The organism is Cupriavidus sp. PET2-C1, from assembly GCF_054515855.1.
In genome coordinates this window covers 3,973,422-3,995,801 of record NZ_CM137259.1, presented here as the reverse complement: position 1 = coordinate 3,995,801, position 22,380 = coordinate 3,973,422, and the positions used below count along the sequence as shown (strand labels likewise).

General features: G+C 65.8%; 20 protein-coding genes. 14 read left to right on the top strand and 6 right to left on the bottom strand.

What is annotated here, in order from left to right:
- Positions 1–10 precede the first annotated feature (10 nt).
- The 3 genes from ACX12D_RS18060 to yihA all read right to left on the bottom strand — a co-directional run bounded on the left by ACX12D_RS18060 (position 11) and on the right by yihA (position 3,450).
- Entirely contained in the window at positions 11–1,375 is a 1,365-nt protein-coding gene (locus ACX12D_RS18060) for a magnesium transporter CorA family protein (protein ID WP_459372185.1), read from the bottom strand.
- Between the two features lie 10 nt (positions 1,376–1,385).
- Positions 1,386–2,378, bottom strand: coding sequence for a porphobilinogen synthase (gene hemB, locus ACX12D_RS18055; RefSeq protein WP_459372184.1), 993 nt, complete (start codon positions 2,376–2,378; stop codon positions 1,386–1,388).
- Positions 2,379–2,709: 331 nt separating this feature from the next.
- On the bottom strand, positions 2,710–3,450 hold the full coding sequence (gene yihA, locus ACX12D_RS18050; RefSeq protein WP_459372183.1) for a ribosome biogenesis GTP-binding protein YihA/YsxC: 741 nt from the start codon (positions 3,448–3,450) through the stop codon (positions 2,710–2,712).
- 570 nt (positions 3,451–4,020) lie between these two features.
- Between yihA and ACX12D_RS18045 the strand changes: the two genes are divergently transcribed.
- From ACX12D_RS18045 to msrQ, 8 genes are all read left to right on the top strand, one after another.
- The gene (locus ACX12D_RS18045; protein WP_459372182.1) at positions 4,021–4,680 is read left to right on the top strand and encodes a c-type cytochrome; all 660 of its coding nucleotides are present in this window, start codon (positions 4,021–4,023) and stop codon (positions 4,678–4,680) included.
- Positions 4,681–4,838: 158 nt separating this feature from the next.
- Positions 4,839–7,034 (top strand): cytochrome c biogenesis protein ResB, encoded by a 2,196-nt coding sequence (locus ACX12D_RS18040; protein WP_459372181.1) that lies wholly within the window; start codon positions 4,839–4,841, stop codon positions 7,032–7,034.
- A 12-nt stretch (positions 7,035–7,046) separates the two neighbouring features.
- Entirely contained in the window at positions 7,047–8,252 is a 1,206-nt protein-coding gene (gene ccsB, locus ACX12D_RS18035) for a c-type cytochrome biogenesis protein CcsB (RefSeq protein ID WP_459372180.1), read from the top strand.
- Positions 8,253–8,401: 149 nt separating this feature from the next.
- The gene (locus ACX12D_RS18030) at positions 8,402–8,851 is read left to right on the top strand and encodes a COG4315 family predicted lipoprotein (RefSeq protein WP_459372179.1); all 450 of its coding nucleotides are present in this window, start codon (positions 8,402–8,404) and stop codon (positions 8,849–8,851) included.
- A gap of 24 nt (positions 8,852–8,875) precedes the next feature.
- Complete coding sequence (locus ACX12D_RS18025) at positions 8,876–9,433, top strand: RNA polymerase sigma factor (protein ID WP_459372178.1); 558 nt, start codon at positions 8,876–8,878, stop codon at positions 9,431–9,433.
- Positions 9,430–10,254, top strand: a complete 825-nt coding sequence (locus tag ACX12D_RS18020; RefSeq protein ID WP_441637887.1) for an anti-sigma factor family protein — start codon at positions 9,430–9,432, stop codon at positions 10,252–10,254. Before ACX12D_RS18025 ends, ACX12D_RS18020 begins: the two co-directional genes overlap by 4 nt.
- 229 nt (positions 10,255–10,483) lie before the next feature.
- A complete protein-coding gene (msrP, locus tag ACX12D_RS18015) occupies positions 10,484–11,485 on the top strand; it encodes a protein-methionine-sulfoxide reductase catalytic subunit MsrP (RefSeq protein WP_459372176.1) in 1,002 nt (333 codons plus the stop codon).
- 14 nt (positions 11,486–11,499) lie between these two features.
- Positions 11,500–12,183: a protein-methionine-sulfoxide reductase heme-binding subunit MsrQ gene (msrQ, locus tag ACX12D_RS18010; RefSeq protein WP_459374055.1), complete on the top strand. Its 684-nt coding sequence runs from the start codon at positions 11,500–11,502 to the stop codon at positions 12,181–12,183.
- Between the two features lie 195 nt (positions 12,184–12,378).
- Here the strand turns inward: msrQ and lysA are convergent, their stop codons facing one another.
- Both lysA and lptM read right to left on the bottom strand, forming a co-directional pair.
- Positions 12,379–13,647 (bottom strand): diaminopimelate decarboxylase, encoded by a 1,269-nt coding sequence (lysA, locus tag ACX12D_RS18005; protein ID WP_459372175.1) that lies wholly within the window; start codon positions 13,645–13,647, stop codon positions 12,379–12,381.
- Between the two features lie 2 nt (positions 13,648–13,649).
- Positions 13,650–13,901, bottom strand: coding sequence for an LPS translocon maturation chaperone LptM (gene lptM / locus ACX12D_RS18000; RefSeq protein ID WP_459372174.1), 252 nt, complete (start codon positions 13,899–13,901; stop codon positions 13,650–13,652).
- A 165-nt stretch (positions 13,902–14,066) separates the two neighbouring features.
- Here lptM and cyaY point away from each other — a divergent pair, with 165 nt between their 5' ends.
- Positions 14,067–14,402, top strand: coding sequence for an iron donor protein CyaY (cyaY, locus tag ACX12D_RS17995; protein WP_043350301.1), 336 nt, complete (start codon positions 14,067–14,069; stop codon positions 14,400–14,402).
- Positions 14,403–14,477: 75 nt separating this feature from the next.
- Here the strand turns inward: cyaY and ACX12D_RS17990 are convergent, their stop codons facing one another.
- Complete coding sequence (locus ACX12D_RS17990; protein WP_459372173.1) at positions 14,478–16,850, bottom strand: penicillin-binding protein 1A; 2,373 nt, start codon at positions 16,848–16,850, stop codon at positions 14,478–14,480.
- 371 nt (positions 16,851–17,221) lie between these two features.
- Between ACX12D_RS17990 and pilM the strand changes: the two genes are divergently transcribed.
- From pilM to pilQ, 5 genes are read left to right on the top strand one after another with little or no spacing between them, the layout of a single operon-like run.
- Positions 17,222–18,292, top strand: coding sequence for a type IV pilus assembly protein PilM (gene pilM, locus ACX12D_RS17985; protein ID WP_441637873.1), 1,071 nt, complete (start codon positions 17,222–17,224; stop codon positions 18,290–18,292).
- Positions 18,293–18,310: 18 nt separating this feature from the next.
- Positions 18,311–18,955, top strand: a complete 645-nt coding sequence (locus ACX12D_RS17980) for a PilN domain-containing protein (protein WP_441637871.1) — start codon at positions 18,311–18,313, stop codon at positions 18,953–18,955.
- A gap of 2 nt (positions 18,956–18,957) precedes the next feature.
- Complete coding sequence (locus ACX12D_RS17975) at positions 18,958–19,638, top strand: type IV pilus inner membrane component PilO (protein WP_459372172.1); 681 nt, start codon at positions 18,958–18,960, stop codon at positions 19,636–19,638.
- A complete protein-coding gene (locus ACX12D_RS17970) occupies positions 19,635–20,168 on the top strand; it encodes a pilus assembly protein PilP (RefSeq protein ID WP_459372171.1) in 534 nt (177 codons plus the stop codon). The genes ACX12D_RS17975 and ACX12D_RS17970 overlap by 4 nt, the downstream gene beginning before the upstream one ends.
- The gene (gene pilQ, locus ACX12D_RS17965; RefSeq protein ID WP_459372169.1) at positions 20,165–22,333 is read left to right on the top strand and encodes a type IV pilus secretin PilQ; all 2,169 of its coding nucleotides are present in this window, start codon (positions 20,165–20,167) and stop codon (positions 22,331–22,333) included. The genes ACX12D_RS17970 and pilQ overlap by 4 nt, the downstream gene beginning before the upstream one ends.
- The last annotated feature ends 47 nt before the right edge of the window (positions 22,334–22,380 follow it).

The following is a 22,380-nucleotide window of genomic DNA, read 5'->3' as shown; positions in this document are numbered from 1 at the left end:
CGAGCGTCGGCTAGCTCTGCTCCAGCCGGCGCCCCAGCGCCCAGACCGCGGCCAGTACCACCACCACCGCTCCCATCAGCCCCAGCGACCACCAGAAGCCCTGGGGCTCGCGCAGCCATGGCATGCGGTCGAAGTTCATGCCGAAGATGCCGGTGATCAGCGTGAGCGGCATGAACAGCGCGGTGATCAGCGTCAGCGTGCGCATGGTGCGATTGGTGCGGTGCGCCACCGACGAGAAGTGAATCTGCACCGCGGACTCGATCGAGTCCTCCAGCCGGCGCGCATGCGCGAGCACGCGCGAGATGTGCTCCATCACGTCGTTGATCCGCACCAGCAGCGCATCGTCGCGGCCCGCCGTGCCTGGCGTACCTGGCGTACCTGGCGAGCCTGCGGCGGGGCCTTCACTCGCGATGCTGTAGCTGTTGTCGAGCAGGCTGTCGCGGAACTCCTGCAGCGCGTCGTGCTGCTCCTCGCACAAGTGCTCCAGCCGCCGCAGCTCGATGCGGGCATTGAGCAAGCCCTCCCAGCTGGAAAAGCTGCGCCGCGCGTTAAGCAGCGCGCGCTGCCACCGGTCGAGCTGGCGCGTCAGCGGCGCACGCAGGTCCAGGTAGCGGTCGACCATGGCGTTGAGCAGCCGCAGCATCAGGTCTTCCGGGCGCGTTGGCGGGCGGATGCCATGCACCAGCGCGGCGTGGCCGTTGGCCCGTGTCTTTGACGCCGCTTGCGGCCGCGGCGCCTGGCACAGCTCAAGCAGGCGCTGGCGCACCTGGTCCAGCGTGCGCGATTGCGCGGGCCGTACCGTCAGCAGCACGTTGTCAAAGACGAAGAACGTGACCGGCTGGGTATCGATCTTGGCCAGCGCGGGCAGGAAACCCGGCGGGTAGCGGCGCGGCTTGGCCGGGGCACTGGGTTTTGCCGCGGACTGCGGGCCGGCTGTCGCGGAGGCCGTGGCCGAAGCCACGGGCTGGCCCGGCATCGTCGGCATGTCTATCGCGGCGGTGGCCGAGGCCGCCGCTGTTGCAGCCGTACTCGTACTCGTTCCGGATGCCGCCGCCCCCTCTGCGCCAGCCTCGGCGATCAGCCGGCTGGTCTCGAAGGTAAGCTTGCGGAAGATCACCATGTCGTAGGCATGCGTCGTATCGAAATACGACGGATGCGACGGGTTGGTGGCATCGATGAGATGCAGGTCCAGCACCGCGGCGCCCGTCAGCGCCTGGACGCTGTCGCGCCAGGCCGTCGGCGCGGCGCTGATTTCCTCGATCGGCGTGTCGACCCAGACGAAACGGGCCGCTGCATTGCCGGCGAGGAAGTCGCGCGCCGCGTCGAGCGAGGCGAGCGGATGGACCTGGCTGGCGGAAAAGCCTAGCAGCTGCATCCGGGCCGGTTCAGCGCGTGAGCAGGCGAGCGGCGTCGCGTGCGAAATAGGTCAGGATGCCATCGGCGCCGGCGCGGCGGAAGGCCAGCAGCGATTCCATCATGACCTTGTCGTGATCCAGCCAGCCATTCTGGGCTGCGGCCTTGAGCATCGCGTACTCGCCGCTGACCTGGTAGACGTAGGTGGGGAAACGGAACTCGTCCTTCACGCGCCGCAGGATGTCGAGGTAGGGCATGCCGGGCTTGACCATCACCATGTCAGCGCCTTCCATGATGTCCTGCGCCACTTCGCGCAGGGCTTCGTCGGAGTTGGCCGGGTCCATCTGGTAGGTCATCTTGTTGCCCTTGCCCAGGTTGGCCGCCGAGCCCACCGCATCGCGGAACGGGCCGTAGAAGGCTGAGGCGAACTTGGCCGAGTACGCCATGATCCGGGTATGGATATAGCCGCCGTCTTCCAGCGCCGCGCGCACGGCGCCGATGCGCCCGTCCATCATGTCCGAGGGCGCCACGATATCGACGCCGGCCGCAGCCTGCGTCAGCGCCTGCTTGACCAGGATCTCCACGGTGACGTCATTGATCACGTAGCCGTCGTCGTCCAGCACGCCGTCCTGGCCGTGGCTGGTGTACGGATCCAGCGCCACGTCGGTCAGCACGCCCAGTTCCGGGAAGCGGTCCTTGAGCGCGCGCACGGCGCGCGGGATCAGGCCTTCGGCGTTGGTCGCCTCGATGCCGTCGGGCGTTTTCAAGGCCGGATCGATGACCGGGAACAGCGCGATGACCGGGATGCCGAGTTTCACGCAGTCTTCCGCCACCGGCAGCAACAGGTCAATCGACAAACGCTCCACGCCGGGCATGGACGCCACGGTCTCGCGCTGGTGATGGCCGTCGACGATGAATACCGGATAGATCAGGTTATCTGGCGACAAGCGGTTCTCGCGCATCAGCCTGCGTGAGAAATCATCACGGCGCATGCGGCGCGGACGGTACTCGGGAAAAGTGGACATGGCTTGAGAGAGGAGTCGGAAAAGAAGTGGGGGAGTCTGCCGGGCGGCTGGCGCGATGTGGCTGGCGAGTGCCTGACCAGGCCGCTTGCGAAAGAAAAACTAAACTTTTGATCTCGCCCGCTATCATACTCGCGGACACTCTGCGTTGCGCTTGCGTGATGCAGCGTCCCCCGCTACTCCTCCCTGAGCGGGTACCCGCCCTTAACCGGTGGGAAAGTTCGCCCCCGTTGCTTGCAACGGGGTTTTTTTTTGCCGGCTCATTCACCGATTGACTGGTCGATTCGACAACAGGGCGGGCGCAGGGGCAGGTACGCTTTGCGGCACCAAAGGATCAGTTTGCGGGCGCGTCGGGAGGCGCATCGTCCGCAGCCGTATCTGGTTCCGCTTGGGCTTGCCGCGTAGCTGCGGCCTTGCTGTCCTGGGCTGCGGGCGGCAGGGCCTCGGGCAGGGACAGCCAGCCCGCCACCACGCGCTGGGCTTCCTCGATGCCGCGGCGCTTCAGGCTGGAGAACAGCTGTGCGGTCAGGGGTACCGGCGTGTCGAGCTGTTCCGCGTAGCCGGCCAGCACCTTGCGGGTTTCGCGCAAGGCCAGGGCGTTCTCGCTGTTGGTCAGCTTGTCAGCCTTGGTCAGCAGCACGTGAATGGGCCGGCCCGTGGGCAGGAACCACTCGACCATCTGGCAATCCAGGTCGGTAAAGGGGCGGCGCGCGTCCATCATCAGCACCAGGCCGGACAGCTGCGAGCGGGTCTGCACGTAGTCGCTCAGCAACGCTTGCCAATGGAACTTGGCCGATCCCGAGACCTGCGCATAGCCGTAGCCGGGCAAGTCGACGAGGAAGGCGAGCGGGTCCGGCGCCTTGACCGGGGCCACGCCGAAGAAGTTGATGTGCTGGGTGCGGCCCGGCGTGCGCGACGAGAAAGCCAGCCGCTTCTGGTTGCACAGGATATTGATGGCGGTGGATTTGCCGGCGTTGGAGCGGCCGGCGAACGCCACTTCCGGCACGGCCGTGGCAGGCAGGTCGCGCAGATGATTGACGGTAACGAAAAAGCGGGCCTGATGTAGGAGGGACATGCGCTTGGGCGATGGGGCGGGTGGGGGCGGGCTGCCGCCTGGATTCAGGCGGGTTCGCCGGCGTCACCGCGCCGATGTGAGTGAGGTGGGCGGCACATGTGGCCGCCTGGATGGCCGGGGCTGGCGTCTGGCCGCGTCGCGGCGCGCACATCCTCTATCCGGCACACGATTTATTGTACAATAACGCGGTTAACGGCCTCCCGATTAGGTGACGCGCGGCATCCTTGGTCGCGCATTTATCTGGCAGGGAAGTCTTGCGTGTCCGTTCCATCGTGGTAGCAAGCCTGTTGGTCTAGTCCCTGTTTTGGCGCCGAAGCCTGGCGCCGGCGCAAGAGGGCCAACCGGGGGTCTGGGCCTGCTACCGGGATATTCGCACGGTCTGCCGCTCTCGTTCGCATGGGGGCGGTGCCATCCGGCCTTCGCCTGGGCGTTTTCTGGCTTCAGGCGAGCCGGCGGTCCGTCGTGATGAATTTCCGATGTCAAAGTGCCTGTCCATCGCGTCCTCACCGCGGGCAGTGTGCTGAACGGCGTGCCCCATGGAATTCAAAACAATTCAGACAAGGTGTGCGAATGAACCGCATTGCGAAACTTCTGGCTGTTGTGGCGCTGGCTCTGCCGGCAACTGCCATGACCGGTCTGGCATCTGCCGCAGAGCAGGCCGCCGCAAAGGCTGATCCGGCCAAGGGCGAAACCCTCTACACGCAAGGTGCCCCTGATCGCAATGTCCCGGCTTGCCTGAGCTGCCATGGCGCCAACGGCAACAGCGGCGGCGCCGCCAATCCGAAGCTGGCCGCCCAGCAGCCGGAATACGTGCACAAGCAGCTCGACGACTTCAAAGCCAAGGCTCGCAGCAACGCCATCATGTCGCCGTATGCGGCCGCCTTGTCCGAGCAGGAAATGAAGGACGTCGGCGCCTACCTGGCCAAGCAGACCCTCAAGCCTGCCACCGCCAAGAACAAGGACACCATCGAAGCCGGCCAGAAGATCTATCGCGGTGGCATCGCGGCCAAGGGCGTGCCGGCCTGCGCGGCTTGCCACGGTCCCACCGGCGCCGGCATTCCGGCCCAGTATCCGCGCATCGGCGGTCAATGGTCCGAGTACACCGAAGCACAACTGGTTGCGTTCCGCCAGGGCACCCGCAAGAACAATCCCGTGATGACGACCATCGCCGCCAAGATGTCGGACGCCGAGATCAAGGCTGTGGCTGATTACGTCGCAGGGATTCGCTAAGTCGTTCCGCGCCGGGTAGCCGGAGCACCGCAGCGGGCCTCGCCACTCGCGAGGCACCACGCCCAGGTGCAACCAAGCAGCCCGGCAACAATCGAAGAGGGTGGCCTGCGCGAGCAAGTCCACCCTTTTTCATTTCAAGGCCGAGGGCCCCACTGCACATGTCCACCGCTTCCACGTCAGGACTGCACCTGAAGACTTCTCACCGCCTGCTACGCGACGCGGTTGAGTTGCTGTCCTCGATGCGTTTCGCTATCGCGCTGCTGACGGTGATTGCGATTGCCAGTGTGGTCGGCACCGTCCTCAAGCAGAACGAGCCCTATCCCAACTATGTGAACCAGTTCGGTCCCTTCTGGGCTGACCTGTTCCACGCGCTGTCGCTGCAAAAGGTTTACAGCTCCTGGTGGTTCCTGCTGATCCTGACCTTCCTGGTGATTTCCACCTCGCTGTGCCTGACCCGCAACGCGCCAAAGATGATCAAGGATATGCGCTCGTGGAAGGACCACGTGCGCGAGCGCAGCCTGCGGTCCTTCCACCATCACGCCGAGTTCGATTCGGGCCGCCCCCGCGCCGATGCGGTGACGCGCCTCACCGCGCTGCTGGCCAATCGCGGCTACCGTATCAAGAGCGTTGCGCATGAGGGCGCCACCTTGCTGGCCGCCAAGGCGGGCGCGGCCAACAAGCTAGGCTACATCCTCGCGCACACCGCTATCGTGGTGATCTGCGTCGGCGGCCTGCTCGATGGCGACATGCTGATCCGCGCGCAGATGTGGTTTGGCGGAAAGAGCCCGATCAGCGGCAACGCCGTGATCAACGACATCCCGCCCGAGCATCGTTTGTCGGTCAGCAATCCGGGCTTTCGCGGCAACGCCTTCGTGCCGGAAGGCTCGACGGTGTCCACCGCCATCCTGAATATCTCGGACGGCGCGCTGGTGCAGGACCTGCCGTTCAATATCACGTTGAAGAAATTCACCGTCGAGCATTACTCGACCGGCATGCCCAAGCTGTTCGCCTCCGACGTGGTCATTACGGACCGCGTCACCGGCCGCAAGACCGAGGCCACCATCAAGGTCAACGAGCCGCTGGTGGTGAATGGCGTGGCCATCTACCAGTCCAGCTTCGAGGATGGGGGCTCCAAGCTGAAGTTCGTTGGCTACCCGATGCAGGGTATCGGCGACAAGACCTTTGCCTTCGCCGGCACCGTGGGCGCCAACACGCCACTGACCGGCACGGGCAACGCGGCCGATGCCGAGGGGTTGACGGTCGAGTTCAGCGATTTCCGCCTGATGAATATCGAGAACGTCACCGATGCGTCGGGCAAGCCGGACGCGCGTGGCGTTGCGCGCAAGTCGCTCAACGAGAAGCTCGAGTCCCACCTGGGCTCGGCGGTCAATCCTGACCGTGCAAAGGAGTTGCGCAACGTTGGCCCTTCGGTGCAGTACAAGTTGCGCGACCGCAACGGCCAGGCCCGCGAATTCAACAACTACATGGTGCCGGTGCAACTCGATGGCCAGTCGGTCTTCCTTGCCGGCATGCGGGATACGCCTAGCGAGCCGTTCCGCTACCTGCGCATCCCGGCCGACGAGCAAAACAGCGTGGCGGACTGGATGCGCTTGCGTGCCGCGCTCCAGGACCGCGCGATGCGCAGCGAAGCCGCGCGCCGCTTCGCACTTGCCTCGATGCCGGGCGAGGGCCGCGAAGTATTGCGCGGCCAGTTGGCCGAAAGTGCCCTTCGCGCGCTCGATCTTTTTGCAGGCGCTTCGCGCAGCAACCCGCAAGCCCCGCCGGGCGGTTTCACCGCGATTGCCGCCTTCCTGGAAAAGTCCGTGCCGCCGGCCGAGCAGCAGAAAGCCGCGGATGTGCTGCTGAAGATCCTCAATGGGTCGATGTGGGAGCTCTGGCAGTTGGCGCGCGCGCAGGACAAGCTGCCGGTGGTGCCAAATAGTGCCCAGAGCGGCGCTTTCATGCAGCAAGCCATCAATGCGCTGTCCGACAGTTTCTTCTACACCGCGCCGGTTTTCCTGCAGCTCGACGACTTCACGGAAGTGAAGGCCAGCGTGTTCCAGATGACCCGTGCACCAGGGAAGAACATCGTGTATCTTGGCTGTCTGCTCTTGGTGCTGGGCGTGTTCTCGATGTTCTACATCCGCGAGCGCCGCGTCTGGCTCTGGGTGAAGGATCCCGCAGATCCCGCAGATGCCGTGGGAACCGCCAGCGGGCAGGGCGCCGCCAGCCATGTGCTGATGGCCATGTCCACGCAGCGCCGTACACTGGATTTCGAGAAAGAGTTTGTCGCGCTGCGCGACGATGTAGGCCGCGCCGCCGGCAGCATCGACACGACCGGCGCCCGCAATTAAGCAGGAACCACTATGTCTTCGAATGTGAATCAGGCCCGGCCGGGCGTGCACGAGAGTCCGGCGGGCGTTGCCGCGAGTGACGCCGAGCAGGCCTACCTGGAGCCGTCGTTCCTGCGCCGGCTGGGTTGGGTCGACTGGCTCTTTGCCTTGATGCTGGCAGTGGGCGCGGGCTTCGCGCTGGCGCGCTACGGCCAGTGGATGAATGTCTACGACAAGGGCGTGCTGATCGCCGCGGTGCCTACCTTCGCGCTGCTGGGGTGGCACTGGAAGCCGGTGCGGCTGCTGATGGTGACGCTGACGGTGTTGTCGCTGTTCGCGATCCAGCTCTACCAGGGCCAGTTGCCGCGCGCCGAGCAGGCCTTCTTCCTCAAATACTTCCTGTCGAGCCAGTCCGCCATCTTGTGGATGAGCGCCCTGGTGTTCCTGTCCACCCTGTTCTATTGGGGCGGCTTGCTGGCGCGCTCGGAGACCGGGCTGCAGATCGGCAGCAAGATGGTTTGGGCGGCAGTGGTGCTGGGCTTTACCGGCATGCTGGTGCGCTGGTACGAGTCCTACCTGATCGGCGCCGACATCGGCCACATCCCCATCTCCAATCTGTACGAAGTGTTCGTGCTGTTCACGCTGATCACCTCGTTGTTCCACCTGTATTACGAAGGCCGCTACAAGACCCGTGCGCTGGGGCCGTTCGTGATGCTGGTGGTATCGGCGGCCGTCGGTTTCCTGCTGTGGTATACGGTCAGCCGCGACGCGAGCGAAATCCAGCCGCTGGTGCCCGCGCTGCAGAGCTGGTGGATGAAGATCCACGTGCCGGCCAATTTCATTGGCTACGGCACCTTCGCCCTGGCCGCCATGGTGTCGGTGGCCTACCTGCTCAAGCAGCACGGCATTCTCGCCGAGCGTCTGCCCTCGCTCGAAGTGCTCGACGATGTGATGTACAAGTCGATCGCAGTGGGCTTTGCCTTCTTCACCATCGCCACCATCCTGGGCGCGCTGTGGGCGGCGGAGGCCTGGGGCGGCTACTGGAGCTGGGACCCCAAGGAAACCTGGGCGCTGATCGTCTGGTTGAACTATGCGGCCTGGCTGCATATGCGGCTGATGAAAGGCCTGCGCGGCACCATGGCGGCCTGGTGGGCGCTGGTGGGTTTGCTGGTCACGACCTTCGCCTTCCTGGGCGTCAACATGTTCCTTTCCGGCTTGCATAGCTACGGCGAACTCTGATCTGGGTGTTGCGCCGCAACGAAAAAACCTGCCCATCGCTCCGATGCGGCAGGTTTTTTTTCGCCCGAATGGAATAAAGCCGTCACATCCGGTGTTTACTGAAGGGACGGCGCCGGCTGGCGGTGCCGCATCGCATGGAGATCGACATCATGGCCCTTTCCCGTCCCAACGCAGTCGCTTCCCTCGCATCGTTGTCCCGTCCCGCCGTGCTCGCGCTCGCTTCTGCCGCGGTCCTGCTGTCCGCCTGTTCGGGCATGGGCAGCATGGGTGGCATGGGTGGCGGCGCCGGCAATATGCCGCCCACGGTGAAAGTTGCCGGTGGCACGTTGACCGATCCCCAGGGCCTGACGCTCTACACGTTCGACCGTGACACGGCCGGCAAGAGCGCTTGCAATGGCGGCTGCGCCACCAACTGGCCGCCCCTGATGGCCGCGCCTGGCACCAGCGCCACGGGCGACTACAGCGTGATCACGCGCGAAGATGGCGGCAAGCAATGGGCCTATCGCGGCAAGCCGCTTTACCGTTTCTCCAAGGATGCCAAGCCGGGCGACCGCACGGGCGACAACTTCAACAACGCCTGGCACGCGGCAACGCCCTGATACGGGTGAGGGCAGCCTGACGGCATGGACGGCTTCGACCGCCAACTGGTGGCACTGGCGCCGCGCTTGCGGCGCCACGCCCGGGGCCTGACCGGCGACGCGGCATCCGCCGACGACCTGGTGCAGGACACGCTGGAGCGCGCGCTGCGCTACCGCTGGCGCTTTCGCCTGCGCGCGGGCGCCTGGTGGGGCGATGGCGCGGACGGACTGCTGTCCTGGCTGCTGACCATGATGCACCGGCTGCGCGTGAACGCGTACCGTCGCTCCGACCTGGTGACCTATACCGACACGCTGCCCGACGTACCCGGTGCTGCGCCTGAGCCCGGCCTGCAGCTGGACTTGGCGCGGGCGTTGGCCCGCTTGCCCGAGGCGCAGCGCGCGGTGATGCTGCTGGTCGGCCTGGAGCAGCTCAGCTATGCCGAGGCGGCGCAGGTGCTCGCGGTGCCGGTGGGCACCGTGATGTCCCGGCTGTCGCGGGCTCGGGAGCAGATGCGCATGCTGATGGACGGCGCGCCAGCCAAGGCAGCCGAAGCGAACCCGCAGGCCACCGGCCGCGCGGCCGGACTGCAGCGAGTCAAATGATGTCTCCAGTCAACGAAGCCGATCTCCACGCCTATGCCGATGGCCAGCTCGATCCCGCTCGACGCGCCGAGGTGGAGGCGTACCTGGCCGCCCATCCCGAGGCCGGGGAGCGCGTGGGAGGCTGGCGGCGGCAGACGGAAGAATTGCACGCGGCATTCGACGGCGTGCTCAATGAATCCGTGCCGCTGGCGGCACTTCCGCCAAGGCTGCGGGGCAGCCGCCGCGACGCGGCGCGGCGACCCGCTGGCTGGGGCATGGCGCTGGCCGGCAGCCTTGCCTCCTTGGCGGTAGGCGGCGCGATCGGGTGGGTTGCGCATGATCGCGCGGACACGCTGGCGGCTGGGGCGCCGTCGGTGGAGCGCTTCGCGCGCGAGGCGCTGGCCAGCCATGTCGTCTACGCGCCGGAGGTACGCCATCCGGTCGAAGTGGCGGCCACCGATGAAGCCCATCTTGTTGCCTGGCTGTCCAAGCGCCTGGGGGCGCCGCTGCGCGTGCCGGACCTGCGCGCCCAGGGATTCCACCTGATTGGGGGCCGTCTCGGCGTGGCCGAGGGCGGTCCGTCGGCCATCCTGATGTACGAGGCCGACGACGGCACCCGGCTGTCGCTGCAACTGCGGCACATGGCGCGCGACACGCCCGATACGGGCTTCCGGCTGGAGCGCATGGCTCCGGGGCCAAGTGAGCGTCCCGCCGCTGCGGCGCGTACCATGGCCTTTTACTGGGTAGACCGGGATCTTGGCTTCGCGCTGGCCGGGCCGCTGGAACGCGCCCCCTTGCTGGCCCTGGCGGAGGCCGTTTACCGGCAGTATCAGGGCGGTTGAGCCACAGTCATGCGTTGCGCGGGGCACCCTGCATCCGTTTCCCGGCCACAATGCATGCTTAAGGCCGGGCGAGGCGGCGGTGACGGCGACGACGGGCCTGAAAATAGATGTCAGGATTCCCTCGCTCCAACCGACTCAAGCGCAAGTCCAATCGTGCCGGCGGGCCCCGCCCGGGCCAGGCACGAACGGTGAACCGCATTTTGCATATGGCACGCAACGAGGAACAACGATGCTGATCCCCTCTCCGAAATGGCTGCGCGGCGACGACATTGCCGCCAGCGAGATCACGCCCCGCGGTGTTTTCGATGCGCGTCGCCGCTTGCTGGCGCTGGCTGCCGCGGGCGCCACGGGGAGCACGCTGGCGCCATGGTTCGCACGCGATGCGCACGCCCAGGCGCCGCGCGGGCAGAAACTGCCGGCCACGCCTAACAATGCCTACGTGGTGCCCGAGAAGCGCACGCCTTACGAGGACGTCACCACGTACAACAACTACTACGAATTCGGCACCGACAAGGCGGACCCGGCGCACAACGCCGGCACGCTGCGGACCCGGCCGTGGCAGGTCGCGGTCGAAGGCCTGGTCAAGAAGCCCAAGGTCTACGACATCGACGAACTCATGCGCCTGATGCCGATGGAAGAGCGGGTCTACCGGCTGCGCTGCGTCGAGGGCTGGTCGATGGTGATTCCGTGGAGCGGCTACGCGCTGGCCGAACTGGTCCGCCGCGTCGAGCCGCAGCCGGGCGCGAAGTACGTGGAGTTCATCACCCTCAACGACAAGAAGCAGATGCCGGGCGTTAGCGCTCGCGTGCTGGACTGGCCCTACACCGAAGGCCTGCGCATGGATGAGGCGATGCACCCGCTGACCTTGCTGGCCTTTGGTCTGTACGGAGAGGTGCTGCCCAACCAGAACGGCGCGCCCGTGCGCGTGGTGGTGCCCTGGAAGTACGGCTTCAAGAGTGCCAAGTCCATCGTCAAGATCCGCTTCGTCGACAAGCAGCCCGCCACCAGCTGGAACCTGGCCGCCGCGCAGGAGTACGGTTTTTACTCCAACGTGAATCCGGATGTGGATCACCCGCGCTGGAGCCAGGCCACGGAGCGCCGCATCGGCGAGGACAAAGGCAGCGGCTTTGGCGCGCTGTTCGCGCCCAAGCGCAAGACGCTGCCATTCAACGGCTACGCGCAGCAGGTGGCGTCGCTGTACCAGGGCATGGACCTGCGGAAGTTCTTCTGATGGCGCCCCCGGATATGTCCCCGTCGCGCGAGGCGGTGCGCCCGTCGCGGGCGGCCGGGCAGCCCGGGTTCGCTACGCTTGCGCCGGAACGCGTGCGCACGGTGAAGATAGCGGTGTGGCTGCTTGCCATGCTGCCTTTCCTGCGGCTGCTTTATCTCGGCTTTGCCGATCAGTTCGGCGCCAATCCGCTGGAGTTCGTCACGCGCTCGACCGGCACCTGGACGCTGGTCATGCTGTGCGTCACGCTGGCGGTGACGCCGCTGCGCCGGCTCACGGGCTGGAACTGGCTGATCCGGCTGCGCCGCATGCTCGGGCTCTTTGCCTTCTTCTACGCGCTGCAGCATTTCCTGTTATGGCTTGCCGTGGACCGGGGCTTCGATGTGGCCTACATGATCAAGGACATCGCCAAGCGCCCCTTCATCACGGTGGGGTTTGCCGCCTTCGTGCTGATGGCGCCGCTGGCGGCTACCTCGGCCAACGCCATGGTCAAGCGGCTGGGTGGCAAGCGCTGGCAAGGGCTGCACCGGGCCGTGTACGCCATCGCCGTGCTGGCGATCCTGCACTACTGGTGGCATAAGGCCGGCAAGCACGACTTCGGCACGGTATCGATCTACGCCGCCGTGGTGTTCGGATTGCTGGCAATGCGGGTCTGGTGGTGGTGGCGCAAGCCCGCAACTGGCCTCTATGCACAGCGGTAGGGCTCAGGGGTAGAGCGTAATCTCGCGCACGGCGGCGCGGGGCGGCTGCCCCGCGTGGGGGAGCCATAGCGCTTCAAGATGCCCCCCGGACCAGATCCAGCTCTGTCGATATCGCATCGCCGCGGCCGCCCAGGATCAGGGTGCTGGGGGCCATTGGCGTGCGAGTGGTTGCAGTTGCGCAGGGGGGGCGGCAGCTTAGCCTTGCAGCAGGCGTTCGTCGCGGAACAGGTCAGCCACGTGTTCGCGGCCGCGCACCAGGTGCACGTCGTTGCCGTCGACCATGACTTCGGCCGCGCGCGGGCGGGTGTTGTAGTTGGAGCTCATGACGAAGCCATAGGCGCCGGCGGACATCACGGCCAGCAGGTCGCCCGGCTGCACCGCCAGGGCGCGGTCGCGGCCGAGCCAGTCGCCGGATTCGCATACCGGGCCGACCACGTCGTACGTCAGGGCGGTGGCCTGCGCGGCCTTGCGCAGTTGCACGGGCTCGATGCGGTGGTAGGCCTCGTACATGGCCGGACGGGCCAGGTCGTTCATGGCCGCGTCGACGATGCAGAAGTTCTTGGCGGCGCCCGGCTTGAGGAACTCAACCTGCGTCAGCAGCACGCCGGCGTTGCCTACCAGCGAGCGGCCCGGCTCGAACAGCACCTCGCGATGGCCATGGCCACGCTCGGCCACGCGGTCCAGCAGCGTGCGGGCAAAGCCGGTGATGTCCGGCGGGGTTTCGTCGTCGTAGGTGATGCCGAGCCCACCGCCCACGTCGATGTGTTCAAGGTTGATGCCTTCGCGTTCCAGCGCTTCCACCACGTCCAGCACCTTGTCCAGCGCTTCCAGGTAAGGGGCGACCTCGGTGATCTGCGAGCCGATATGGCAGTCGATGCCCGCGACATCCAGGTGCGGCAGCGCGGCGGCGGCGCGGTAGGTCGGCAGCACGTCCTCGAAGGCGATGCCGAACTTGTTGCCCTTCAGGCCGGTGGAGATATACGGGTGGGTCTTGGCGTCCACATCCGGGTTGATGCGCAGCGACACGCGCGCGCGCTTGCCCAGGCGGCCGGCCACGGCATTGAGGCGGTCCAGCTCGGGGATCGACTCCACGTTGAACGACAGCACATCGTGCTGGAGCGCCAGTTCCATCTCGGCGGTGGTTTTGCCCACGCCCGAGAACACGACCTTGCGCGGATCGCCGCCCACCGCCAGCACGCGCTGCAGCTCGCCGCCCGACACGATGTCGAAGCCCGCGCCGAGCCTGGCAAAGACCTGCAGGATCGCCAGGTTCGAATTGGCCTTCATGGCGTACTGCACGCGCGCGCGGCGCCCCTGGCACGCAGCGGCGTAGGCCTGGTAGGCGGCGGTCAGCGCTGCGCGTGAGTAGACGTAGGTAGGGGTGCCGTATTCGGCGGCAATGCGCGCGAGCGGCACATGCTCGACGCACAGGGCGCCGTCGTGGCGATGAAAGAAGGCGGTCATGGTTATTTGGCGGTGGGAGTGGCAGCCGGCATTGCGTCCGGAGCCGTGGCGGGTGCCGTTGTGGCGGCGGAGCCCTTGGGGGCCGCCGGATTCGGCACGGCCGGGTTGCCCAGGCCGGGATCCGGTACGCCCGGCTGCGCCGGTGCGGGAGGCTGCTTGGGCATCGTCAGCGGGCCGCGGATGCCGCATCCCGACAGCAGGGGCATCGCAAGGCTGGCGGCAAACGCCGATACAATCGCAACACGACGCAACATCGGGTGGTCCTTAAAATGTCGTCCAGGGTCGTCCCCGATCGTCCCGGAGTGTCCCTCAAGCGGAGCGCGGCGGGACCACCGGAAATACGAAGTACTTTTCAATACGCTGCCGGCTGCGGCACTACATCGCTATAGCGGCGCTGACCGGCGGTCTTGGAGTTTAGCATGCCCCCCATGAGTGAAAGTGAGTTCCTGGCGCTGGCCCAGCAAGAGCTGGACCGGCTGGAAAGTGCGGTGGAAACCGCCGCCGACGCGGCCGACGCCGACATCGAAATCAACCGTGCCGGCAATCTCATGGAGCTCGAATTCGAAGACGGCTCCAAGATCATCGTCAACAGCCAGGCGCCCATGCAGGAACTGTGGGTGGCGGCGCGCTCGGGCGGTTTCCATTTTCGCCATGATGGCCAGCGCTGGGTCGATACGCGCGGCGGCGGCGAGCTGTATGCGGCGCTGTCCGGCTACGTGAGCCAGCAGGCGGGGGTGACGCTGAAACTGGCCTGAGCGCTCTCGCCCAGGCACGAAAAAGCCGGCGCGAAGCCGGCTTTTTCATTGGCGGGAAGCTGTCCCGGCGGGGCCTCAGCCGCCGCCGAACATCTCCAGGATGCGCTTCTTCTCTGCCTCGACGTCGGCGGGCGATTGCGTGCTTTCGTCCGGCTTGCCCGGCCATGGATCGCCCAGGCCAACCGAAGCCACGCCGGCGCCGCCCGCGTTTTCCTCGAAGGTCCAGTCGCCGCCCACCATGACCACGCCTTCCGGAGCCTGGCGTTCGGGGATTTCCGGCGCGCCTTTGAGCATCTTGCCCATGTAGCCCACCCAGATCGGCAAGGCCAGGCCGCCACCGGTCTCGCGCACGCCCAGGCTCTTGGGCTGGTCGTAGCCCATCCAGGCGATGGCCACCAGCTTGGGCGTGTACCCGGCGAACCAGGCGTCGACGGCGTCGTTGGTGGTGCCGGTCTTGCCGGCCAGGTCATTGCGGCCCAGACGCTGCTTGGCGCTGTTTGCCGTGCCGCTGCGCACGACCTCACGCAGCATGCTATCGGCGATGAAGGCGGTGCGGGCGTCGAGTACGCGCACTGCATCCTCGCCGGCGCGCTGGGGCTTGGTCTCGGAAATCACGTTGCCGCGGGCATCGACCACCTTCTGGATCAGGTAGGGATTGACGCGGAAGCCGCCGTTGGCAAACACCGAATAGGCGCCCGCCATCTGCAGCGGGGTGACGCTGCCCGCGCCCAGCGCCATCGGCAGGTAAGCCGGGTGCTTGTCGGCGTCGAAGCCGAAGCGCGTGATGTAGTCCTGGGCGTACTGGGTGCCGATGGCGCGCAGGATGCGCACCGACACCAGGTTCTTGGACTTGGCCAGCGCGCGGCGCATGGTCATCGGGCCTTCGAACTTGCCGTCGTAGTTCTTCGGCTCCCAGACCTGCCCGCCGTTGTCGCTGATCGAAATCGGCGCGTCATTGATCACCGTGGCGGGGGAGAAGCCTTTTTCCAGCGCTGCGGAGTAGATGAACGGCTTGAAGCTGGAGCCGGGCTGGCGCCATGCCTGCGTCACGTGGTTGAACTTGTTGCGGTTGAAATCGAAGCCGCCAACCATCGAGCGGATCTCGCCGTTTTCCGGGTTGAGCGAGATAAAGGCGGCGGATACTTCCGGCAGCTGCGTGACCGTCCATGCGCCTTTTTCGTCCTGCGTCACGCGGATGATCGCGCCCGGCCGGATCTTGGCCTTGGGCTGCGCATTGGCCGCCAGCGACGGCGCAATGAAGCGCAGCGCCTGGCCTTCGATGGTGGCAACTTCGCCGGACAGCAGCGTGGCGGTGACCTGCTTGGCCGTCACGCTGGTGACCACGGCCGAGCGAAGGTCGTCGCTGCCCGGGTGCTCCAGCAGCGCGTCGTCGATGGCCTGCTCGCGCTCGTCCGCGCCGGGGGGCAGGTCGATAAAGGCCTCGGGTCCACGGTAGCCGTGGCGGCGCTCGTAATTCATGATGCCCGAGCGCACCGACTCATAGGCGGCGTCCTGGTCGGGCTTGTTAAGCGTGGTGTAGACGGTCAGGCCGCGGGTGTAGGTTTCCTCGCGGTATTGCGCGTACATCAACTGGCGCACGATCTCGGCCACGTACTCGGCGTGGGTGGAGAACTCATTGCCCTCGCCGCGCACCTTCAGTTCTTCGTGGATGGCCTGGTCGTATTGCTCGGGCGTGAGGTAGCGCAGGTCGCGCATGCGCTGCAGGATGTACTCCTGGCGCACCTTGGCGCGCTTGGGGTTGACCACCGGGTTGTAGGCCGACGGCGCCTTGGGCAGGCCGGCCAGCATGGCGGCCTCGGCCGGCGTCACGTCCTTGATCGACTTGCCGAAATACACCCGGGCCGCGCTGGCAAAGCCATAGGCGCGCTGCCCCAGGTAGATCTGGTTCATGTACAGCTCGAGGATCTGGTCCTTGGACAGGTTGGCCTCGATCTTGTAGGCCAGCAGCATTTCATACAGCTTGCGGGTGTACGTCTTCTCGCTGGAGAGGAAGAAATTGCGCGCCACCTGCATGGTGATGGTGGAGGCGCCCTGCGACAGGCCGCCGCGCAGGTTGGCCAGCCCGGCGCGCAGCACGCCGACGAAGTCGACGCCGCCGTGTTCGTAGAAGCGATCGTCCTCGATGGCCAGCACGGCCTTCTTCATCACGTCCGGTATTTCCGCGATCGGCACAAAATTGCGCCGCTCCTCGCCGAACTCACCGATGAGCACGTTGTCCGCCGTGTAGATCCGCAATGGGATCTTGGGGCGGTAATCCGTGATGGTGTCGAGCGACGGCAGGTTGGGCGCGGCCACCAGCAGCGCGTATCCCACCAGCAGTGCCACCGCCACGATCCCGGCCACCAGCAGGCCCAGGGCCCAAAAGGTCAGCCGCATCCAGATCGGACGTCGGGCAGGTAGGGACGGCTTCTGTTGTGCTGTGGCCATAAGGGAAATACCTAGTTAGAGGTGCCGGGATTATATCTCCCGGGATACTCCGCTCCCTGCGCGTTGTGGCGCGCACGCCGCTATCGTGCTGTTACAAGATGTAATGGGATTGAGATCTGCATGAAACGAAAAGATGGGCGAGGTGGGTAGGGCGAGGGGCACCGTGGGATTTTGGCAACGCTTTGCGAGGGGTGTTGATGAAAAGCAATCGTGGTCAAACCGGCACATTGCCAGCGCCCCGTTTTTTGGTGAGAATCCACCAACTAAAAGAGCAAAACGTTTCATCCAAGAAACAATACAGACTCGCCAAATTAGAGCAACCAAGCCAAGGCGAGTTCAACGGTCAGGGGGTCACCTTGCGGCGAGGCATCTTGTCGGGGTTGTTGCGCCGTACGACGGTCGGCGTTGACATCGGGTCGTCCAGCGTTAAGGTAGTCGAGCTGTCCGTGGGCAGTGGCAACAACGACTATCGGCTGGAAAAATGTGCCAGCGAACTGCTGGACCGTAATGCCGTTGCCGATGGCAACGTGGTCAATATCGAAGCCGTTGGCATCGCTCTGAAGCGCGCCCTCGGCAAAGCCGGCATCCGCACCAAGGAGGTGGTGCTCGGCGTGCCTTCGATGCTGACCGAATCGCAGACCGTCAGCCTGCCGGACAACCTGTCCGAGGACGAGCTTTACGTCCAGGTGGAATCCGAGGCGCATCGCCTCTATCCGCCATCGCAGGCCGTCAATTTCGACTTTGCCGTGATCGGCCCCAGCGAAACCGAGGGCGGCATCGGCGTGCGCGTTACCGCGGCTAACAGCGACCGTGTGCAGGAGCGCGTGACCGCCGCCGAAATGGCCGGACTCAAGCCGCACGTGATGGACGTCGAGGAATACGCGGTGCAGCGCTCCGTGGTGCAGATGCTGGGCGTGTCCGCCGACATCAGCGCCACCGACGCCAAGGAACTGCCCGTGGTGGCCGTGATCCACCTTGGCGGCAGCCGCTCCAAGGCCATCTTCTACCAAGGCTGGAAAGAGCTCTACGAGCAGCCGCTCAACAGCTACGGCGACCAGCTCACCCAGAGCGCGGCGCGCATGTTTACGCTGGACGCGCTCAAGGCCGAGATCAAGAAGCGCAAGAATACGCTGCCTGAAGCCTGGCGCACCCAGTTGCTCAAGCCCTCCCTGGAGGCGCTGGCGGTGGAGGTGCAAGGCGCCGTGCGCAACTTCCTGTCGGCTTCGAGCATCGGCAGGGTCGACGAGATCCTGCTCTCCGGCGGCCATGCATCGCTGATCGGCGTGCAAGGCGCGATCGAGCAGCAAACCGAGATCACCACCACGCTGGCCAACCCCTTTGCCAACATGATGACAGCCGTCAAGGTCAACGAGCGCTATCTGCAGCGCGACCTGCCGGCCTACATCGTGAGCGCCGGGCTTGCGCTGCGCGGCCTGCAGTAAGCCAGCGAGGGAAGCCGCATGACTACCAATTCGATCCCGACAGTCAATCTGCTGCCTTACCACGAAGCCCGCAGGGCCTCGCGGCGCAAGAAGGTCTACGCCCTGCTGGGCGGCGCGGCCGGCGCCGGCGCGCTGGTGGTGCTGCTGGGCGGCATGTATATCGATCACCGCGTCGATGCCGTGTCCCGCCTGAACCAGGTGCTCCTGGCGGAGAACAACCGCATGGACGGGCAGATCCGCGAGGTCAATACGCTGCGCAAGGATATCGAAGGGCTGCTGCAGCGGCAGAAGGCCATCGAGGGCCTGCAGAACGAGCGCAACCGTCCCGTGCAACTGCTGGAGGAACTGGTGCGCCAAGTGCCCGAAGGCGTGTACCTGACCACCCTCAAGCAGACCGGCGACGCCTTTACCGTGACCGGCATCGCGCAGTCGAACGAGCGCGTATCGGAGTTGCTGCGCAACCTTAGCCAGGTGCAGTGGCTGGACAAGGCCGAGCTGGGCGAATCCAAGGCCGTGATGATGACCAACAACCTGCGCGAGCAGCGGCGCCTGTTCGATTTCTCCATGCGCTTCGCCTACCGTGCGCCGGAAGCGCCGGGGGATGGCAAGAAGGGCAAGGCCGGCCCCGCCGGCGCGAGCGCGCCAGCAGGCGGAAAGGGCTGACCATGGCACTCAATAGCGAAATCTCGCTCGCCACGCTGAACGATCTCACCGCGCAGTTCCGTGGCCTGAACTTCAATGAGCCGGAAACCTGGCCGGCCGCCCCGCGCGTGCTCTTCGCGGTGCTGGCTGCGGTGCTGGTGCTGCTGCTGGGCTGGCAGTTCTACTGGAGCGGCAAGCTCGAGGATCTCGATCGCCGGCATGTCGAGCAGGATACCCTGAAGCAGTCCTACATGAGCAAGGTGGCGCAGGTGGCCAACCTGGATGCGCTGCGCAAGCAAAAGGCGGAAGTGGAGCAGCGCGTGGCGCTGGTCGAGCGCCAGTTGCCCAACAAGACCGAGATGGACGCGCTGCTGGCAGACGTCAATCACGCCGGCGTGGCGCGCGGCCTGCAGTTCGAGTTGTTCAAGCCGCAACCCGCCGTGATCAAGTCCTACTTTGCCGAGATCCCGGTCAACCTGAAGGTCACCGGCCGTTACCACGACGTGGCCCAGTTCAACGCCGATGTTGCTGCGCTTTCGCGCATTGTCTCGATGCAGGGGCTGCAGTTCACCACAGGCAAGGATGGCGGGCTGACGATGGAAGCCACGGCCATGGCCTACCGCGCGCTGGACCCTGACGAACAGGCGGCGCAGCGCAAGGCGGAAGCCGCGGCGGCCAATACGGCTGCGGGAGCAAAGAAATGATGCCAGCGATCCACGCTTCGCGCCTGTGTGCCTGCGCTTGCGCGCTGATCGGCGCCGCGATGTTGGCAGCCTGCGGGGGCAGCGAGGAAGACGGCCTGCGCCAGTGGATGGCGCAAGCCCAGGCTGCCAAGGCGCCGCCGCCGGCGCCGCTGCCCGAGCCCAAGCCTTACGTGCCGCGCGACTACGAGGGCCGCAGCGCGCCCGAGCCCTTTGCCCAGAACAAGATCGGCGACCTGAACCGGGTCCTGTCCGAGTCGCCGGAATCCGGCCGCCGGCGCGAGCCGCTGGAGGATTTCCCGCTGGAGAACTTCAAGATGCTGGGCGCCATGAAGAAGAGTGGCGAGACCTACGGCGTCGTGCAGGTAGATAACAAGATCCACCACGTCAAGGTGGGGCAGTATCTCGGCCAGAACTACGGCCGGGTGGTCCGCATCAACGATCAGGAGATCGTGTTGCGCGAATTGGTCCGGGAAGGGGTAGCCGAGTGGAAAGAGAAAATGACCAGCCTGAAGCTGGAGGGGTCGGCATGATCATGGGTCGCTGGTACCGGGCGCTTGCGGGCGCCGCAATGATGACGCTGGTATTGGCCACGCCGGCTGCGTTGGCGCAACCAACGCCGGGCAACGCCATCAAGCGTGTCGACGCCACCACGGTGGGCGAGCAGACCGTATTCACGGTCGAGATGCAGGGGCCGCCGGCGCAAAAGCCGGCCGACTTCACCACGCAGAATCCGCCCAAGCTCGCCATCGATTTTCTCGATACCGGCTTCGCGGCCGGGCGGGCGCAATATGACTTCGGCGGCAAGCTGCTCAAGAGCGCCAATGTGGTCCAGATCGGCGATCGCACCCGTGTGATCCTCGACCTGACCCGCGTCGCCAGCTACCGCACCGAGGTGCGCGGCAACCAGTTCGTGGTGCTGCTCGACAATGTCGCCCCGACCGCCCGTGCGGCAGTGCCGACGTTCGCGCCCAGCTCGGCGCAGGCGCCGGCAATGCCGGCGACGCGGCCGACCGTGCGCAATATCGATTTCCGCCGCGGCCAGGATGGCGCAGGCCGCATCGTGGTGGATCTTTCCTCGCGCGACTCCGGCATCAATATCGCGCAGCAGGGCCAGAACGTGGTGGTCGATTTCCTCAATACATCGCTGCCCGATGGCATGCGCAGGCGCTTTGACGTGACGGATTTCGGCACGCCGGTGCAGGGCATGCGCGCGAGCGACAACAACGGCAGCACCCGCCTCACCATCGAGCCGCGCGGCAACTGGGAGTACAGCTCCTACCAGACCGATACGCAGTTCGTGGTGGAGGTGCGCCCGGTCAAGGAAGATCCGGCCAAGCTGATCAGCGGAGCAGGCTTCCGCGGCGAGCGGCTCTCGCTGAACTTCCAGAACATCGACATCCGCTCGCTGCTGCAGGTGTTTGCCGATTTCACCAACCTCAACATCATCACCAGCGAAAGCGTGCAGGGCAATTTGACGCTGCGCCTGAAGGATGTCCCCTGGGACCAGGCGCTGCAGATCGTGCTCGATGCCAAGGGACTGGCCTCGCGCCGCAACGGCAATGTGCTGTGGGTGGCGCCCAAGGCCGAGCTGGCCACCAAGGAAAAGCTCGAGCTCGAATCGCAGCAGCAGATCAATGACCTCGAGCCGATCCGCAGCCAGGTGTTCCAGCTCAACTACCAGCGTGCCGAAGACGTGCGGCGCATGCTGCTCGGGCTGGCCGCGGCGGGCGTCGGCGGCGCGGGCGCGCCGGGCAGCGTGGGCGCGCTCCCGGCGGTGGGCGGCATAGGCGGCGCGGCGGCCAGCAATACCCGCATGCTGTCCAAGCGCGGCTCGCTGACGGCGGATCCCCGTACCAACCAGCTGTTCGTGTCCGATATCGCGACCAAGCTCGAAGAGGTGCAGAGCTTCCTCGGCAAGATCGATATCCCGGTGCGCCAGGTCATCATCGAGGCGCGCATCGTCGAGGCCAACGATACCTTCAGCCGCAACCTGGGCGTCAAGCTGGGCTTTGCCTCCAAGACGGCGGGCGCCGGCTACGGCAACACCTACACCAATGTGGTCAGCCCGGTGACGCAGAACGCAACCTGGGACAACGGCCCGGCGCTAAGCCTGCCGGCTGCGGCGATCAACGGTGTCAACCCGGGCTCGGTCGCGGTCAGCCTGTTCAGCAACACGGCCGGCCGTTTCCTGGCGCTCGAGCTGTCCGCGCTGGAAGCGGACGGGCGGGGCAAGATCATCTCCAGCCCGCGCGTGGTGACCGCCAACAATATCAAGGCGCTGATCGAGCAAGGCACGGAGTTGCCCTACCAGGCAGCCACCTCCAGTGGCGCCACCTCGGTGCAGTTCCGCAAGGCCAACCTGAAGCTGGAAGTCACGCCGCAGATCACGCCGGAAGGCAATGTGCTGCTGGATGTCGACGTCAACAAGGACAGCGTGGGTATCCAGACCACCTCGGGCTTCGCCATCGACACCAAGCACGTGCAGACGCAGGTGCTGGTGGAGAACGGTGGCACGGTGGTGATTGGCGGCATCTATAGCCAGACCGAGTCCACCAATGTGAACAAGGTGCCATTTCTGGGGGATATCCCGATCCTCGGCAACCTGTTCAAGGACAACGCCAAGGTCAACAACCGGACCGAGCTGCTGGTGTTCCTGACGCCGCGCGTGCTCAACGACAGCGTGTCGCTGAAATAGCGCCCGCTCGCGCCGGATGCAGTAGACTGACAGGCCGCATCGTTCCG